The organism is Pseudidiomarina sp., from assembly GCF_048268165.1.
GTDB lineage: Bacteria > Pseudomonadota > Gammaproteobacteria > Enterobacterales > Alteromonadaceae > Pseudidiomarina.
In genome coordinates this window covers 72,220-90,745 of sequence record NZ_JBLWWA010000003.1, presented here as the reverse complement: position 1 = coordinate 90,745, position 18,526 = coordinate 72,220, and the positions used below count along the sequence as shown (strand labels likewise).

Sequence of the window (18,526 nt, the reverse complement as noted above, 5' to 3'; positions counted from 1 at the left end):
CGAGGTCAAAAATTGCGCACGAATTTTAGCATAACTTTATTCGTTGAGCAGCTTTTCCACGTGTGTTTGTAAGCCTTTTAAACCATATTCTCGGCCGATTGCGAGCGCATCTTCGGTGTTCGCGTCTTGGTGCCATGCAGCACGCAATGCCATCATGGCACCCACGCGGTTGCTGCTAGAACAATGTAAAAGTACTGTTTCGTTCGCGGTAAGTGCTAACAGACGATCAAATTCGGCAACATTTTCGCGGGTTAAGTCAGCACTGCCAGCGACAGGAACACGATAATAATCTAGGTTAAGTTCTTGTGCCCAACCGGCTTCATCATCGTTGCCTATGTCTGCATCAGTAAGTAAATTAATTACGGCTGTTACCCCCTGATCTTTAAGCTTGATAAGGTCCTCTTTCGTGGGTTTACCTGAAGTAAAATGTTGCGCTGTTGGATGGTGGATATTGGGTACATCAGCAACATCCATGGGAATGCGATTAACCGTTGGTTCTGCATCACAGGCAGTGAGTGCTAGTGCCGCAAATACAATTAGAAATAAGCGAGATAACGCGCGCATCGGTGACTCCTTGTTTGGTTTTCTAATGCAATGAATGTGCTTGTTACTATAGATAAAATTGGACAGTTCACAATATCACTATACGCGACGGAGATTGGTGTAATCCGCTGGTTTAAGCTGCGGTATTTCGTTAGGATGAGAACTAGACATGCAGAGGAACAGTCATGAGCGCGCTTACCCCAGGATTCATAGTTGCCCACAGCCATCGGTTACAGGACTTAACCGACCTTGTGGTATCGATTAGCAAACAGTATCCGCTCGCGCCGCTGGCAACTGAAACCATTTTAGTGCAGTCCAATGGCATTGCGCAGTGGTTAAAACAACACTTAGCCGCTGGGTTGGGAATAGCGGCGATGGTTGATGTCACCTTGCCAGCACGATTTCAATGGCAAGCATACCGCGCAGTGCTGGGTGATGACTTACCGCGCCATTCGCCGTTCGACAAAGACCGACTCACTTGGCGTATTTTGCGTGTATTACCCGCACACCTCAATGAACCGGAATTTGAGCCATTACGGCGTTACATGGCCGATGATACCGACCAACGTAAATGTTTTCAGCTAAGCGAGCGGCTTGCTGATTTGTACGATCAATATCAAATATATCGGGCCGATTGGTTAAGTGCTTGGGCTGAAGGTGACTTCAGCACGGTGCCCGAGGCGCAGCACTGGCAACCATTGTTATGGCGTTATCTGTTGGCGGATGTTGGCGACTCGCGTTGGAACAACCGCGCTTACTTGCATGAACAATTCGTCGACCAATGCCAGCAATTGACTGTTACGACGCGGCCCTCGAAGATTCCACAACGGGTGGTGGTATTCGGTATTTCAAGCTTACCCAAACAAACTTTAGAAGTTCTGCAGGCACTGAGTCGTTTTACGCAGGTGGTGCTATGTGTGCATAACCCTTGCCAATATTATTGGGCGGATATTATTGATGGTCGGGATATCTACCAGCAGCACATAAAGTCACGGCGCCAGAGTCGCCACCAGACGGAGCTTAGTCCGGCTGATTTACATGCAAACAGTCATCCATTATTAGCATCATGGGGTAAACAGGGGCGCGACTATATTCGGTTACTTGATCAGTTTGATGAAACCGAACAGCTACGTGGCGAGTTTCCAACCTTAAAGCTGGATATGTTCGAGCAAGAGCTATCATCAGAACCCAGTGTGCTTGAAGCATTACGTTTTGATATCTTGCAGCTCAATGCAACGGTCGATGCCAAGCAACAGTGGGCAGATATTCAACTGCACGATGAAGCACTGCAGTTCCATAGTGCACATAGTCCGCAACGTGAAGTGGAAGTATTGCATGACCAATTATTAGCGCAGTTTGCGCAAAACCCCGATTTAAAACCGCGTGATGTGATGGTTATGGTGCCTGATATTGATCGCTATGCGCCGCATATCGAAGCGGTGTTCGGTCGTGTAGAACGCAGCGACCCAAGATATATTCCCTACAGCTTGGCTGACCAAGGTGCGCGCCATCAACACCCGATGCTGATTGCGTTGGAATACGTTCTCACTATAGGGCAACAGCGCGCCAACGCGAGTGAAGTTTTTGATTTGTTACAAGTTAACGCAATTCAAAATCGTTTTGCGATGCAACCCTCCCAATTGGCAACATTGCAACATTGGATTGATGCAGCGGGTGTGCGCTGGGCACTTGATGAGCACCACCGCCGTCACTTGCAGTTACCCGAAACACACCCCAATACGTGGCTTTTTGGCCTGCAACGCATGGTACTCGGATACGCAACTGGGGATGTGGAGTCGTTGGATTCAGCCTGGCAAGAGATTGAGCCGCTCGTCGATGTCGGCGGGCTAGACGCCGATATTGTGGGTGCGCTACAGCAATTTGTGCAAGTGCTAACTGATCATTTTGAACATGCAAGCCAAGCGTATACGCCGCAGCAATGGGCCACGTATCTGAACGCACTTTTGTCGCGGCTATTTGCTCCTGAAATAGATGCCGACGTGGTATTAATGAATCGCCTGCAGCAGCGCTTGCAGCAATGGCTGGAGGCAACGCAAAGTGCTCAGCTTGATACCCCAATTTCGTTGGCTGTGGTGCTCGAAAGCTGGCTGAGCAGCGTGGATGAACCAACACTGAACCAACGGTTTTTGGCAGGCAGCGTTAATTTCGCCACCTTGATGCCAATGCGTGCGATTCCATTCAAGTGTGTGTGCCTATTGGGAATGAATGACGGTGATTACCCGCGCACGCAAAAGCCGTTTGATTTTGACTTGATGGCGCACGACTATCGGCCCGGCGATCGTTCCCGCAGAGAAGATGACCGCTATTTATTTTTAGAAGCCATCCTGTCAGCGCAAGATTGCCTTTATATCAGTTGGCAAGGCCGTAATATTCGCGATAACAGCGAAAAGCCGCCGTCGGTGCTGGTGAGTCAATTGCTGGAACATATTCAACATACCTATGGCGCGCGCCGCAATGGTAAACCATGGGTGTTAGAGCACCGCTTGCAACCGTTTAACAATGCCTATTTTTCGGCTGCAAAACCGATATCTCAAGGGTTGTTTACCTATGCGGATGAATGGCATTTAGTGCATCACCAGGTTGCAAAAACGACCGAGAATGCTGCAGCGCTGCCGCTATGGACGCCTTCGCGTGCGCTGACGGTGAAGCAGCTGGCCGATTTTATGAAGGAGCCGGCAAAGCTATTCACGCAAGTTCGTTTCAACACCTACCTCAGTGATCGAACCATGAACTTGCGTGACGAAGAACGATTCACACTTGATAACCTCGAACGTTGGCAGCTATTGCAGCCAACCCTCGAGCAGGCAATACAAAGTTTGCGCGCGGGCCATGACGTAGGTGCTGCCGCTGCGACCATTGCAGCAATGTTAGAGCGTTTTCAGCGTGCTGGCGAAATACCGCAGGGGGCGGCGGGCATTGCCATGAAGCAAGCGCTTTATGACGACACGACCGGATTGTTAGAGCGTGCGGAAGAGCTATTTGCAGACTACCCTGAGGCCGTGGGTAGTGTGCAAATTCAGCGGGACTTTGAATCCGGTTTGATGGTAGAAGCAACGTTTTCGAACCTACAACAAAGCGCAACAGGTGACTGGCTTTGGCTGCATGTTACGCCGTCTGTGGTAGTGGATAATAAGGTTAAAAGCTATAAACCTCGGCCTAAATATGCCGTGCAAATTTGGGTTGAGCATTTATTACTAAATAGCCACCACGCCACCCATAGTAAAATATTGGGACGCGAGGGCGTCATAGCTTTTGCAGCAATGCCAAAAGCAGACGCTCAGTATCTTTTGGATAAACTCATGCGCTATGTCGCTATCGGGTTGCAAGAGCCATTACCTATGGAGCTTGAAACCGCTTTTGCGGGCATCAAGGAAAACCATAAAGATTGGTCAACATCGTTCGACTTTGAGCAAGTAAATGCTGTTCACCCCAAAGCGCAAACGTTCTATGAAGAAAGCACACAGAATCATACCGCGCAGATACTGCGTGCGGTGTATACCGCACGGTATTTTCCTAGCTATCAGTGTCTAACACAAAGCGAACGCTTCAATGAGTTGGCGCAAGCGTTGTATCAGCCAATGATGCAAGCACTGTTGTCGAGCTCGGTGAGTAACGAGGCGGCCCTATGACAACAATTAATACGCTGCAACCACTTACGTTTCCGCTGTACGACAGTCGTTTAATTGAGGCCAGCGCCGGTACCGGTAAAACCTATACCATTGCCGCTTTGTATTTACGTTTGGTGTTAGGGCACGGAACCGGCCGTCGTTACACCCCTGACGAAATTTTGGTGGTGACGTTTACCGACGCCGCAACTGAAGAGCTGCGCAATCGTATCCGCGCGAACTTAAGTGAAGCTGCAGCTTTCTTCCGCGGCGATATAGAAGCAAGCGATGCATTTTTGCGTAAATTGAAAGCTGAATTTCCCGTTGCTGAGCATACGCAACATGGTCGCGTTTTGGATTTGGCTGCACAAGCAATGGACGAAGCAGCGGTGCACACCATTCATGGTTGGTGTAACCGCATGCTACGTGAACATGCGTTTGCCAGTGGCAGCTTATTTACACAACAGTTAAATACCGACACCCAAGCGTTGTGGGAGCTCGTCAGTGAAGATTATTGGCGAACTTATGTGAGCCCATTGGCTGATCACGAATTACCTCATTATCGGTTAATAACCGCAGAGTTCAGTGATCCCCAACGACTGTTTCAAGCAGTACGTTCAATTTTGAATCAAGGGCAGTCAGCGACGTTGCTAGCGCCGACTGAACTGTTGCACCAACAGCTTGGCGCTGAGCAACAGGTGCGTGAACAATTTAATCAGTATCCTTGGGCGCAATGGGCCGATGAATGTGAGCAAATGCTGCATGAATTGCGTACGCAAAAACTGGTTAATGGGAATAAACTGCGGGCAGATTCCGTGCAGAAATGGTTTGCTCAGATACGGGATTGGGCGCTCACGATTTCTTCACCAGATGCGGATTTATTGCCGCCTTTAGATCCCGTGTCGGGCTGGCAAAAACTAACGGCTGACGATTTGCAGCATAATTCATTAAAGACCGACCTACCCGCGCATCCATTATGGGATAAGCTCGCGGCCTTAAAAGGTGCCGTGGATGGTTTGCCCAAGCCGCGCGCAGGTTTACTGCAACACGCTGCAAAGTGGATGCAACAACGTTTTGCTTTTATCCAGCAGCAACGCGGTGAAATGGGCTTTGATGATATGTTGACGCGGTTGCGTTTTGCTCTGCATGGAGAGTTTGGGGATGCCTTAGCAGACACTATTCGAAGCCAATTCCCGATTGCAATGGTGGATGAATTTCAAGACACAGACCCCGTGCAGTATGCAATTTTTGACAAGGTATACAACATTGAGAAAACCTATTCTGATACAGGTATATTTTTAATTGGTGATCCGAAACAGGCGATTTACTCCTTTCGCAATGCGGACATTCATACGTATTTAAAAGCCCGTTTAGCAACCACGGGCCGCCACTATACACTGGCCACCAATTACCGTTCGACAGCATCCATGGTAGCGGCCAGTAATAGCTTGTTTTTACAGGCGAAAGACACGCCTCGCGGAGCGTTCTATTTTCGAGATTTAGACACGGGGAATGACCCTCTACCTTTTATACCAGTTCAAGCAAATGGTTTAAAAAGCCGCTTCAGTGTCAATGGTGACGTGCCATCTGCCATGCAGTTTGATTGCTACACTACCGATAAGAAAGTTGATAACTATTCGCTAAATTCAATTTTGGCTGAGCATCAAGCTGAGCAAATTGCGCAGCTACTGAATAATCCGGATGCGGGCTTTGAATACAATGGTGAACTCACGCCAATTCAACCAAGTGACATAGCAATATTGGTAAATAGCGGTACCGAAGCCAAAGTAATTCGCGCGGCTTTGCGCGCGCGCGAAATTCAAAGTGTGTATTTGTCCGACCGCGATTCCGTATTTGCCAGTTCACAGGCGGTTGAGTTACTTCGTATTTTGCAAGCATGCGCACAGCCACGCGATCCGAGCTTGTTGCGTGCCGCGTTGGTGAGCCGTTTGCTGGGTTTATCATTGCACGACATCGATGCGGTCTTGAATGACGAATTGAAATGGGACGGTTTTGCTGAGCAGGTGTTGGATTATCACCATCGCTGGCAACAGCACGGTGTGTTAGCAATGATTCAACGCATGTTACACGACTACGATGTGCCAGCACGTTTGTTGTGTGTTGCAGACGGCGAAAGGCAATTAACCGACTTGTTGCATATGGCAGAATTATTGCAGCAGCATGCCGCTGTAAGTGAGGGGATGGCGGGGCTGCTGCGCTATCTGGCGGAGCATATTGAGCTGGCGCATGAAGGGAATAGCAGTACCGACGCGAAAGAGCAGCAAGTTCGACTCGAAAGTGATAGCCAATTGGTGCAGGTGATTACCATCCACAAGTCAAAAGGGCTGCAGTACCCGCTGGTATTCTTGCCGTTTATTGCCTGCACCAAAACGTTGGACAAACGGGTCAGGTACCCAGCGGTTTATCATGACGCGGATGGCAGCATTAAAGTTGCATTGGATAAAGGTGATGATGCAGTAGCAGCAAAACTTGACCAAGAACGCCTTGAAGAAGATATTCGAAAGTTATATGTGGCGGTAACGCGCGCTCAATTCGCCACCTTTATTGGCTTGGCACCCTTTAAAACGTTGGCAGACACTGCGCTAAATTATTTATTGAGTGCTGGCAACCAGCTTGATTTGGCTCAGTGGACGCCACCAGATAATTGTTCGGTTTCTGTTGTAGCAGACGACGTGGCTGTCACAAAATATTGTCCAGAGTCGTCGGATGCTGTGGCTATTCAATACTGCACAATGCCAGCTGAGCATCGATTTGAGCCGTGGTGGGTAGCAAGCTATAGCGCACTAAAATATGGTGACTGGGTCGCTGCTGATGATGCTGATAGCGAAAATGCACTTGAAGAGCAACGTGACACAACACCGCAACCGCAAGCTGCGCCGTTGCAAAATACCATTCATAGCTTTCCGAAGGGCGCTGAAGCCGGTACTTATTTGCACAATCTGTTAGAAGATGCCGCCGAAGAAGGTTTTGCAGCGCTTGCGAAGCAACCCGCATTGGCCGACGCCTTTGTGCATGAACGCGCGCAACTTGCACCGTGGGAGCCGCATCAAGCGGTGTTAACGGGGTGGTTGCAGGCGATGTTAACAACGCCGCTAGCAGTTGCTGACGAGAGTATTTGTTTGGCTGACCTGAAGAATTACCATGCGGAGCCGGAATTTTGGTTTCCAGCCCATAAGATTGATGCCCAGCAGCTTGACCTGCTTGTTCGGCAATACGTATTGCCCGAGTTGGATCGGCCGAAAGTGTTACCGATGCAACTCAACGGAATGCTCAAGGGGTTTATTGATCTTGTTTTTGAACATAATGGTCGTTATTACGTTGCAGATTATAAGTCGAACTACTTAGGTGCTGATTTAGCCGCTTACACGAACGCCGCCATGCGCGATAAAATACTCAGCAGCCGCTATGATTTGCAGTATGTGATTTATTTGGTGGCATTGCACAAGTTATTACAGTCTCGCTTAGGTGCAGCGTATGATTATGATACCCATGTGGGCGGCGCTGTGTATTTATTCTTGCGTGGTATAGAGGCACCCAATGCCGGTGCTTTTTATGATCGACCACCACGCCAACTTATCGAACAATTGGCTGAGTGGTTTGTAGCACAGGGAGCAATGGTATGATTTCTGAGCTTCAACTGTGGTACCAACACCAATGGATTCGAGCTATTGATGTGAGTTTGGCAGAACAGCTGCAACGCCAACTTGGTGAGAGCAATGAAGCCGTCGCACTCATGGCGGGCTTGGTGAGCTATCAACTGGGGCTGGGGCATCCGTGCCTTGATCTGACCCAATTGTACCGGGACGCTAACGCGACTTTGGCGCTCCCACCAGATCATGCACAGCCGGAGAGTTTGGATCAATGTCAAAAGCCAGCCCAATTATTATCGGGAATTGCCGGTTTAACCTCATTAGAACAATGTCAGCAGTTGCTGAGCCAAAGCGCTGCCGTAAATACGCCCAACAGCCCCTTGGTGTTGGATGGAACGCGACTATACTTACGCCGCTATTATACCTATGAGCAGCGCATTAAAACCGATTTAGTACAACGAATGAACGCGCAACAAAACGTTGACACCGCGCTACTGAAACAGGTGTTAGATGCATTGTTTGGCACCCAGAGCGAACTAAGTTGGCAGCGTAATGCCTGTGCAATGGCTATGCGTAGCCTGTTTACGATTGTTACTGGGGGGCCAGGTACTGGGAAAACCTATACGGTCGTACGTCTATTGGCCACATTACAACAACTTCGTGAACAAGCAGAACCGTTGCGTATACGGCTTGCCGCGCCAACGGGAAAAGCTGCCGCACGAATGAGCGAATCCATTGGCGATGAACTTGGGTCATTACCCGCGGGCAGCGACCTGAGTAAAAATATTTCCACTGAAGCGGTAACATTGCACCGTTTACTGGGTACCCTTCCCAATTCGCGCGGTTTTCGGCATAACCGCACGAATCCGTTACACACCGATGTGTTAATCATTGACGAAGCATCCATGGTGGATATTGAGATGATGGCAGCTGTTGTTGGAGCATTGCCCGCCCACGCTCGGCTTATTTTACTTGGTGACAAAGACCAACTGGCTTCGGTAGAAGCTGGCGCAATTTTAGGGCAGCTGTGTGATCAAGCCGAGAACGGTCATTACACGCCGGCAGTCGCAAGTTGGCTAAATGCCACGTCAAATTTCCCGCTACCGGATGACAAAATTGATACCAGCGGCGAGCTCTGGCCTTACCTGCAACACACCACCATGTTTCATGAAAGCCGTCGCTTTGACCCGAATAAGGGCATTGGTAAGTTGGCCCATGATGTGAACGTTCAGCATACCGACTGGTTGGCTAGCTGGCTGCGCAACAGCAAGGAGATTGCTGCCGAACAACCGGAGTTTGATAACATTCAGGTGGTACAAACTCAGCAGCCTGGTCATGCATCGATTAAACACTTAGTCGAGACAGGGTATGCGCCTTTGAAAGCTTTAATTGAGGCTCGACCTGATGGTGACGATGATCAGCAGCTAGACCAATGGGCAACCGACGTTTTAAATCAGTTGGCCCAGTTTCAGTTATTGACCGCGATACGTGAGGGTGACTGGGGCATGCATCAGTTTAATCAACGTGTCGCCTATTGGCTTTACGGTGATAAAGTTACTGAGCATGGTTGGTTCGTTGGCAGACCTGTTATGGTGACGCACAATGACTACAGCATGGACTTGCGCAACGGGGACATTGGGATTGTGCTTCAACGGCGTGAAAATGATCCGTTGCGGGTAGCATTTCAAACCGCCGATGGCGCTATTCGTTGGATACTGCCAAGTCGATTGACGCAGGTGGACACAGCTTATGCAATGACCATACATAAGTCGCAAGGCTCGGAGTTCACCCATACAGTCATGATCATGCCAGAGCACGATGTGCCCATTTTAACCAAAGAGCTACTGTACACCGGTATCACGCGTGCCAAAGAACGCTTTACCTTGGTGACAGCGCAACCACAATTGGTATTAAAAGCAGTAAAACGACGTATCCAGAGAAGCGGCGGACTTGCTTATGGTTGATATTGTGATCTCCCAACGTGTGACTATCCCTGAACGGGAAGTTGAATGGCAATTTATTCGCTCATCGGGTGCGGGTGGGCAAAACGTGAATAAAGTGTCGACGGCAGCCCAGCTAATTTTTGATATTCGCGCGTCGTCCTTACCAGAGCTCTATAAAGAACGTCTGTTAATGCTGCGTGACCATCGGGTAACTCAAAGCGGTAAAATTATTATCAAATGCCAAGAGTCACGAAGCCAATTAAGTAATCGCGAGTCGGCTTTGGCGCAGTTCGTCGCATTAGTTAAGAGTGTCGGCGCAACGCGGAAAAAGAGAATTCCAACCAAACCTTCCAAAGCAGCCAAGCAACGGCGGGTGGATTCGAAGAAAAAGCGCAGTTCAATCAAAGCGATGAGAGGGAAAGTTGATTAATTATTGAGCTTGCAGCTCCGACCAGTTCGAGCCATACTGCTGTTGATTTACATATTTGCAACAAAGCATAAAAATAGGAACAACAAGTAGGTAAGCTCATGAAAAATAATTTATTCAAACGTAACTTGCTGACATCGTTGATGTTGTCTAGCAGTGTTTTACTGCTTGCGGCGTGCGGCAACAGCTCAAGTGATACACCTCCAGACGGTGGCGGGTCGACCACGCCACCACCAACCGGCTTAGTTGCTTTTGCGCCAAGTGGCGAGCTCAGCGCGGATATCACGTATACGGATTATGGTGTGCCGTATGTAAAAGCAGACAATATGGAAAGTTTAGGGTTTGGCGTTGGCTTTGCATTTGCGCAGGATAACCTTTGCATACTGGCTGACCAAGTTGTCAAATTCAATTCTCAACGCGCCTCATACTTTGGCCCAGATGCAGTTCCAGGTTCTGGTGATTCAGAAAACCTATTAACCGACTTTGGTTTCTTGACCTTAGGTATTCGTGCTAATGCGGAAGTAGGGTTTGAGCAAATCAGTGAGAACGCTCAGGCACTCTTAACCGGTTATGCTGCGGGCTATAACAAGTATATCAACGAAACCGAAACCGCAGATATGGACCCAGCTTGCGCGGGGCAACCATGGGTTCAAGACATTACCCCTCTTGATGTAATGACCTATGCACAGGGCGTTGCGTTGTTGCCAGGTGCGGCAAACTTTACCGGGCCACTGTTTTTGGGGGTACCGAACAATCAAACCTTCGTGACCTCAGAATCGGGCGAGCCGTTGGCATTAAACTTTGATGCTTCAACTGTTGGCATTCCCGATACGAACCCAACTGAAGCGGGCTCCAACGGGTGGGCAATCGGGAGTGACTTGAGTGCTACCGATAAAGGCATGCTGATTGCCAATCCGCACTTTCCTCACACCGGCAACCAGCGTTTTTGGCAGTTTGGTATTGAAGTGCCAGGCCACTTAAAAGTTGTGGGCGGCTCGTTATCAGGTATGCCGGGTATCATTAACATCGGTTTTAATGAAAATGTTGCGTGGACACACACATTCTCGACGGCTTCGCGCTTTACCATTCATCGCCTAACGCTTGACCCTGAAGATGAAACAGGCACGAGCTATCTGTTGGACGGTGAAAGTGTACCGATGACAACAAAAACACATGATATTCGTGTTGCGACGGGTCCCGATTCATTTCTCACCATGCGTAAAACCAGTTACTACAGTGAATTTGGTCCAGTGATTGTTATCCCAAATGCATTGCCATGGGGCACTGATCAAACAGGCCAAGACGTTGCATTCGCTTTGCATGACGCCAACTTACCGAACTATGACCTATTCGATCATTGGTTAGGTATGAATATGGCGGAAGATATTGCCGCTTATAAACAAACCTTCGTGGATTTTACAGGTACGGTCTTTAACAATGCGATGGCCGTTGATGCGGATGGCAATGCCTTCTTTACCGATGGCTCATCGGTGCCGAATATCCTACCTGAAGCGCTCGCGCAATGGGCCGAAAACCCGTTATACCAAGCGCTCACACAGCAGGCGGAGTTATTTATATTCCCTGGTGATGACAGTGCATTTATTCCGCAAGGCACCGTACCTTTCGAACAGGCACCACAGCTTGAGCGCACGGACTTTGTTCAGAACTCAAATGACAGCTTTTGGTTAACCAACCCTGCAGCACCTATCGACGGCCTTTCGCCGTTATGGGGACCAGTTGGCAATCAGCAGTCACTGCGTTCGCGTTTGGGTCAAAAAATGCTCGCAGAAGGCGGTTCGGTCGATGGTCGGTTCAATCGCGCTGACTTGGTTGACCGCCTAATTGGCAACCGTACTTTCTTAGGTGAAGCGGTGTTGGCTGACCTGCTAACCTTGTGTGAAAGCCAGGGTGCAACACCCGTTGATATGCCCGACTCAAGCCAGGTAGTGATTACGCCAGCGTGTGATGCGTTGGCACTGTGGGACGGGCGTATGAATCGTGCCAGCCAAGGCGCCATGATGTTCCGTGAGTTCGCATTTGAATTTAATCGTGCACCACAGTGGCAAGTAGCCTATGACCCAGAGTTGCCAACGACAACCCCAAATACATTGGCAGCAAACAACACAGTACTTCAGCAATTGGCTACGGCGCAGCAACGCATTGTTGATGCAGGCCTTGACCCTGCTGCAACTTTAGGCAGCGTACAATTCGTTGAGCGCAGCAATCCTAACGGCACGGCATCTGGTGTTAAGCTGCCTTGGGCGGGTGCGCACAATATTGAGGGTGGCTTTAACGTATTCCGTAGCAATATGGGCAATGACGGTACGCTCTTACCACGCCATCGTTATCCATTATTGCCAGGCAGCGACCTGAGTGCAGAAGCCGGTGGTTACCACATCACTTATGGCTCTAGCTGGATGTTCGCGATGGAATTTACTGATGAAGGTCCGCAGGCTGAAGGCTTGTTAACCTACTCTCAGAGCGGCAATGTACTCTCTGATCATACGCTTGATCAAACCATGCTGTACTCAGCAGAACCGCAGTTGCGTCCACTTCACTTCACTAACGAAGATATTGAAGCGAATGCAATTAGCACACTTAATTTAAGTGGCTCAAGTTTAAGATAAACAGCATCTCGAAAGCTAAGGCGGTCTGCGATTGAATTGCAGGCCGCCTTTTTTTGTTTACAGACAAATGTAAATTTTTTTGATTTAGTAATTGACGAAATACTGTTGTCGACTCATAGTTAATGGACAAAAATCATGCAACTCTAGGAGTTTAAAATGGCTCGTGTGACAGTTGTTGGTGCTGGTCTGGGTGGTGTTTCGGTGGCTTTTGAATTGCGCGAAAAACTCCCCAAACAGGCACAAATTACGGTGATTGGCGAAGGTGCTGAATTCAATTTTGTTCCTTCTAATCCATGGGTCGCATTAGGTACGCGCAAGCGTGACGACGTGGTGATGCCAATCGGCGATTTTTTTAGTAAGCGCGATATTGAGTTTTCGCCTGCGGGTGTTAAAGAAATTCACGCTGCTGAAAACCGTCTAACTTTAAATGATGGCAGTCAACACGACTATGACTATCTGGTTTTGTGTACTGGGCCGAAGCTTGATTTTGCCGCTGTTGAAGGTGCTGGGCCCGAAGTCGGCGGTTCACAGTCTATTTGCACCGTCGACCATGCTGTAACGTCGCATCAGGACTTTCTAAAGCTCTGCGAAAATCCGGGTCCTGTCGTCATTGGGGCCTTGCCGGGCGCAAGTTGCTTTGGTCCTGCTTACGAATACGTATTAACGCTTGAGTATGAACTCAGAAAACGCAAAATCCGCGATCAGGTACCAATTACTTTTGTAACGCCTGAACCTTATATCGGGCACATGGGATTGGGGGGCGTTGGCGACTCGAAAGGTTTAATGGAACACAAATTCCGTGAGCATGGTATTAAATGGATTTGCAACGCAAAAGTGACAAAACTTGCCGGTGGTCATTGTCATTTTGATGAGATTAATGAACAGGGTGAGGTGGCTAAGCAGCATGACTTAGACTATGTGCATTCAATGTTTTTACCGCCATTCAAAGGCTCACCGGCCGTTGCTGCGGTGCCAGATCTTTGTAATCCAAAAGGGTTTGTGATCACCGACAAACACCAGCGCTCGCCAAAGTATCCAAATATATTTGCAGCGGGTGTATGCGTAGCTATTCCGCCTATTGAAGCTACCCCGGTGCCTGTTGGAGCGCCTAAAACAGGCCTCATGATTGAGTCTATGACGACCGCTATAGTAAGTAATATTGAGTTACTTGAAGCCGGTGGTACTGACTTTGTTGAGCCAACGCTCAGCGCATTATGCTTAGCTGATATGGGCAATACAGGTGCGGCATTCTTAGCTGTACCACAAAACCCGCCACGAAATCGTAATTGGACGGGCAGTGGCCGCTGGGTGCATTGGGCAAAAGTAGCTTTTGAAAAGTACTTTATGTACAAAATACGGCGCGGAACATCTGAGCCGGTCTATGAGCGCGTATCACTGCGCTTTATGGGGGTTGAACGACTGAAATCGAAGAAATGATCAGTCGTTGGCGAAGCTGAAGCTGCCTTCTAAACGCTGGAGGTGGTCTTCGGCACCGCAAATTTGGTAGTGACCGCCATTTTTCCCTTCATCAGCCTCAGGCTTTTGCCATAGCACTATTTTGGCTGGCAAAGGTACCGGGCGTTTGAAATTCACATCAATTCGGTCAATCGGTCTGCCTGCGGCACGTTCAATTTCGGCTTGTGCGCGCGCTGACATATACATACCGTGAATGATCGGCTGATCAAAGCCAAACCAGCGTGACAGTAATGGATGTAAATGAATGGGATTAAAATCACCGGACAGCCGCGCGTAGTCGCGTGCAATTTTTGCTTCGATGTGCCACGAATTAACACGAAGCCATTCACTGTTGGGTGCTTCGGCGACCTTTTGTTCACGCGGTTTGCGGGCGCCTTCCGGCTGCTTTGGCATGACCTGATATTCACTTACGCAGGTTGCTACCCGTTCGCTATCTTGCCAAAACTCAACAGTAAACAACGGGCGTAATCGACGCGCTGATACCTTCGGGCCGCGCGCTGGGATTTTGATGGACGCTTTGAGAACAAAATCGACATCGGCAGCAATGGCTTGATGGCGTTCAACCCGATTGCTTACATGTACCAACCCAGGTGCGGGCCATGGGAAGTGCTCGCCCAGCATTTGTGCCAAGTGCACGCGTTGTGCCAAACAATAAATGAGCGTGATAGGCACTTCACTAACAAAGCCCCCAAAGGCTTCGTGATAGCGTTTTAACTGATCAGGCGTAAACGCAGGTGCGCTGAACTCAGCGTCCAGAACATTGGCATCAGCGGGTTCTTGTTCATTCCGCGCAACAGTAAACAGTGAGCGAAACAACATACCCGGAAGGTTCGGTAAATTAACCGGTTGTTCGACGTGCATTAGAGCTTCATCCTTAAATCAACGCATCGATGTCGACTGTACATCGTCAATTACGTGTTTATGTATACCATAAAATGATGGCTATTATATAACAATGCGGTGATTAAACAGAACATACCACACAACGGTTTTAAGCTGTTAATAGGCTGTATAGTATGGTCCCGACAAAAGCTGTCAATAGCAGCATCAAGTAAGCAAATACACATAAAATAAAGTTCAGAATTGTGACTGGCCAAGACTGCTGATAAAAGTTTTTTTGCGTTAATAATAGGTAAACAAATATCCACAAGAATAAGCCAGTATCAAACCAACTGCCCAAATCACCTAACCAGGCAATGCTGCTTATTACAGCCAGGTAATCGAATAACTCAGTGACTAACGTTATACCTAACAGAGACAGCAAGATAAAAGCGTGTGTATGCAGTGCAAGCGTTAAATGTTCAAGGTAATAATGCGAACGATAGATATAAAGCAACTTAAGAAATAGCGCCCAAAACGGCAGCATTAACAGCATCATTTGGGGTGCAAGTTGGGTCAGGCGCTGCGCAAAAATGTCTGGGTTGGCGGTCAAGTATTTAATGCGCTCCTTGAGTGCATTCTGCTGTTCTACGTCAAGAAACGGAAAATCAACCTGCATTTCCTCTATTTGGATTTGATTATTTGGGTCGGCAGCCTTCATTGTTTCGGGGGTAAAACCTATTTCAATAAAGCTCGAGAATACAATGAATGCGAATAAGGAAATGAAGAAATATAAACGTAACGGCGGCACATAAGATGCGTGACGGCCGCGCATAAATTCAAGTGTTAGAAAACCAGGTTTAAGGAAGAGACCGCGCAACGTGCGATAAAAGCGTGAATCCCAATGACCGATTTCCCCCATGAGATCACCAAGAACAGCAAAAATACTTCGTATATAAACACGGTGGTGTTGCCCACAATGGTGACAAAACTCACCTTCTAGAGGTGCGTTGCAATTTAAGCAATTCTGGTTTTGCCAAGCTTGGTCGGTCATAGAATCTCTTCATAAGATAATGAATTAACGACTAAGTTTAGCTGAGTTTAAAAAAAATGCCGACAATAAATGTCGGCATTTTTTGCGATTAGATGAGCTAACTACGATTAAAAATTGTCACCGTTATCGCCTTTCTTTTTCTTTGGCTTATCTTTCAATTTATCACTTTGTTCATTACGTTCTTTTTGTAAAGCTTCCTTTTCGGCCTTCATTTTGGCACGCAACGCTTCACGTTGTTCGTCCTTATCTGCAGCCTTTTCTTTCGCTTTTTCAGCGGTTTCCTGACCCTTTTTTGCGTTCTGGTCTTGCGCCACAGCGATACTTACTGTGCTCAGGGCTAATACCATAGCCAATACGAATCGAATCATGACGACCTCCTAATAGGTGGTTTGGGGCAGTAGTTTGACGAGCGGATTGGTTTAAGTAAAGCTCTAGTGTCGACAATATACAATGTAGCATAGTGTTATTTTGCTGTAATTTTACAAAAATGAAATGCTGCGACATGATGTGTCGCAACTTAGGGTTAAGCTAGAGCCCTGGCGCCAATGACAAGGAGCATGTCAGTGCAGAGTGTTTTACGGTACCTTATGATGTTGCAGCACGTGCCGAGGCAACCCCATAAAATTGATGCGAAGACATTGCAACAACGTTTATCTGAAAAGGGTGTAGAAATTAGTGTTCGCACCATTCAACGTAATCTGAATGAATTATCTGAAGTGTTTCCGCTAACCACGGATGAACGCTCGAAGCCCTATGGCTGGAGTATTGCGCAGGGTGCGCCGCAATTGCCTTTTCTAAATTTGGCACAACACACGCGCAACGGCGCCGTGGCTAAAGTGAGGTTGAAGTGCGCAGCGAAGTTGTCCAACCTGATCGTCAACAATCCACTGCATCCTGAACAGAAAATAGACCATAACGGGTCGCATTTTCACTTAACGGTAGACATGCCTATTAGTAATGACTTGGTTGCGTGGATACTGAGTTGTGGTGAGCATGCAGAAGTTCTTGAGCCCCCAGCCTTACGCGAAGAAATTGAAACGCATGTAGCGCGAATGCATGCAAGCTATAACAACGAGTGCTAACTTCAGAGAGCTCTTTCATGGCGTAGTAGCCATTCTTTCTTATCCAAGCCTCCGGCATATCCTGTCAGCGTACCATTGGCACCAATAACGCGGTGGCAAGGAACCACAATCGCGATAGGATTTCGGCTATTTGCCATACCAACTGCACGCACGCCTTTGGGGTTATCAATAGCGCGCGCAATATCGGCGTAACTTGCGGTGTTGCCGAACTCGACATTTTGCAACTGCCGCCAGACTCGCTGTTGAAATACCGTCCCTTGCGCATTTAATGGTAAGTCGAAGTGATTGCGCTGTCCCGAGAAATATTCTGCAAGTTGTTGCTGCGCGGTTGCTGTTATGGAGCAAGAAGGATATTGCTGCGGCTGCGCAAATGAAATATCGCAAATGCTGACACCGTCACGGCTTGTGATCGTGACAATGCCAAGGGGGCTGTCTAAATAATCTTGAAACATAGTTAGCGTAAAATAAGCAGTGGGCTGTCACTATTATTTAGCATGTTGGTGGTGGTACTGCCAACTAAGAATTGACGAATTCTTGAGTGGCCGTAAGCCCCCATAACCAAAACGTCGAGCTCATGTTCACGTTGATAGCTGTGTAGAGTCGGTTCTACATCGCCGGTTAACAAGACGACATGAACTTCATGACCCTGTTGCTCAAGGTTGTCTTTCGCCCATTCAAGTTGCTCTTGATTGGCTACCGTATCAGCATCCACCATAACAACATGAATAGGTAGCCCTTTGAATAGCGGGCTCTGTGCAACCATATCCACGCCTTTGCGTGTTGTTTCACTGCCATCATAAGCAAGCAATACACTTTTAGGTTGGCTGTAATTTTCAGGCGTGAGTAATATCGGGCGGTGTACACTGCGGATAACAGTTTCCAAATGGCTACCAATATGGTTTTTGCCACTGTCTAGCTCGCTGGTCTCTTCGCCGTGAATACCCAATACAAACAGCCGTGTGTCGGCCTCCATACCGGTCAGGGTATCCGCTAGGTCGCCATGGCGCTGGCGCAGGGTAACTTGCTCTGCACCATTGGTACGCACGCGATTTTGCGCAGCTTCAAGCATATGGTGCCCTTGCTGCAAAGCCAGTTTGTTGCGCTGCGCATCGAGTTCAGCGAGCTCATCAAGTAGCATTTCGCGACTACCGAGGCCGATATTACCTGTCATATCGGTATTAACTGGATAACGGCCTTCATCAAGCACATGCAGTAACGTCAGCGGCGCTTGCAGTTGCAAGCTAGCCCACGCGGCATAATCACATACCGCTGCAGTTGCTTTTGAGCCATCAATACAGGCGACTACGCTTGTCATTTT

General features: G+C 48.3%; 13 protein-coding genes. 7 read left to right on the top strand and 6 right to left on the bottom strand.

Features of this window, described 5'->3' with window-relative positions; all coding sequences use genetic code 11:
• Window positions 1–36: 36 nt before the first annotated feature.
• Window positions 37–564: a serine/threonine protein phosphatase gene (locus ACN0UY_RS08735; RefSeq protein WP_417666288.1), complete on the bottom strand. Its 528-nt coding sequence runs from the start codon at window positions 562–564 to the stop codon at window positions 37–39.
• A 164-nt stretch (window positions 565–728) separates the two neighbouring features.
• On the opposite strand from ACN0UY_RS08735, the gene recC reads away from it, so the two are divergent.
• From recC to ACN0UY_RS08705, 6 genes are all read left to right on the top strand, one after another.
• Window positions 729–4,193, top strand: a complete 3,465-nt coding sequence (recC, locus tag ACN0UY_RS08730) for an exodeoxyribonuclease V subunit gamma (RefSeq protein ID WP_417666287.1) — start codon at window positions 729–731, stop codon at window positions 4,191–4,193.
• Window positions 4,190–7,813 carry an exodeoxyribonuclease V subunit beta gene (recB, locus tag ACN0UY_RS08725; protein WP_417666286.1) on the top strand — a complete coding sequence of 1,208 codons (3,624 nt, stop codon included), beginning with the start codon at window positions 4,190–4,192 and terminating at the stop codon, window positions 7,811–7,813. Before recC ends, recB begins: the two co-directional genes overlap by 4 nt.
• On the top strand, window positions 7,810–9,744 hold the full coding sequence (gene recD, locus ACN0UY_RS08720; RefSeq protein WP_417666285.1) for an exodeoxyribonuclease V subunit alpha: 1,935 nt from the start codon (window positions 7,810–7,812) through the stop codon (window positions 9,742–9,744). The genes recB and recD overlap by 4 nt, the downstream gene beginning before the upstream one ends.
• Window positions 9,737–10,153, top strand: a complete 417-nt coding sequence (gene arfB, locus ACN0UY_RS08715; RefSeq protein WP_128352810.1) for an alternative ribosome rescue aminoacyl-tRNA hydrolase ArfB — start codon at window positions 9,737–9,739, stop codon at window positions 10,151–10,153. Before recD ends, arfB begins: the two co-directional genes overlap by 8 nt.
• Window positions 10,154–10,251: 98 nt before the next feature.
• Window positions 10,252–12,777, top strand: a complete 2,526-nt coding sequence (locus ACN0UY_RS08710; RefSeq protein WP_417666284.1) for an acylase — start codon at window positions 10,252–10,254, stop codon at window positions 12,775–12,777.
• 156 nt (window positions 12,778–12,933) lie between these two features.
• Complete coding sequence (locus ACN0UY_RS08705) at window positions 12,934–14,214, top strand: NAD(P)/FAD-dependent oxidoreductase (protein ID WP_417666283.1); 1,281 nt, start codon at window positions 12,934–12,936, stop codon at window positions 14,212–14,214.
• Here the strand turns inward: ACN0UY_RS08705 and ACN0UY_RS08700 are convergent, their stop codons facing one another.
• From ACN0UY_RS08700 to ACN0UY_RS08690, 3 genes are all read right to left on the bottom strand, one after another.
• The gene (locus ACN0UY_RS08700; protein ID WP_417666282.1) at window positions 14,215–15,114 is read right to left on the bottom strand and encodes a MaoC/PaaZ C-terminal domain-containing protein; all 900 of its coding nucleotides are present in this window, start codon (window positions 15,112–15,114) and stop codon (window positions 14,215–14,217) included.
• A 130-nt stretch (window positions 15,115–15,244) separates the two neighbouring features.
• A complete protein-coding gene (locus tag ACN0UY_RS08695; RefSeq protein ID WP_417666281.1) occupies window positions 15,245–16,126 on the bottom strand; it encodes a DUF3667 domain-containing protein in 882 nt (293 codons plus the stop codon).
• A 107-nt stretch (window positions 16,127–16,233) separates the two neighbouring features.
• Window positions 16,234–16,494 carry a hypothetical protein gene (locus ACN0UY_RS08690; protein WP_417666280.1) on the bottom strand — a complete coding sequence of 87 codons (261 nt, stop codon included), beginning with the start codon at window positions 16,492–16,494 and terminating at the stop codon, window positions 16,234–16,236.
• A gap of 195 nt (window positions 16,495–16,689) precedes the next feature.
• Between ACN0UY_RS08690 and ACN0UY_RS08685 the strand changes: the two genes are divergently transcribed.
• Window positions 16,690–17,208 (top strand): WYL domain-containing protein, encoded by a 519-nt coding sequence (locus ACN0UY_RS08685; protein WP_417666279.1) that lies wholly within the window; start codon window positions 16,690–16,692, stop codon window positions 17,206–17,208.
• A 2-nt stretch (window positions 17,209–17,210) separates the two neighbouring features.
• Here the strand turns inward: ACN0UY_RS08685 and ACN0UY_RS08680 are convergent, their stop codons facing one another.
• The gene (locus tag ACN0UY_RS08680) at window positions 17,211–17,660 is read right to left on the bottom strand and encodes a methylated-DNA--[protein]-cysteine S-methyltransferase (RefSeq protein WP_417666278.1); all 450 of its coding nucleotides are present in this window, start codon (window positions 17,658–17,660) and stop codon (window positions 17,211–17,213) included.
• A 2-nt stretch (window positions 17,661–17,662) separates the two neighbouring features.
• Entirely contained in the window at window positions 17,663–18,523 is an 861-nt protein-coding gene (locus tag ACN0UY_RS08675) for a universal stress protein (protein WP_417666277.1), read from the bottom strand.
• Between the last annotated feature and the right edge of the window lie 3 nt (window positions 18,524–18,526).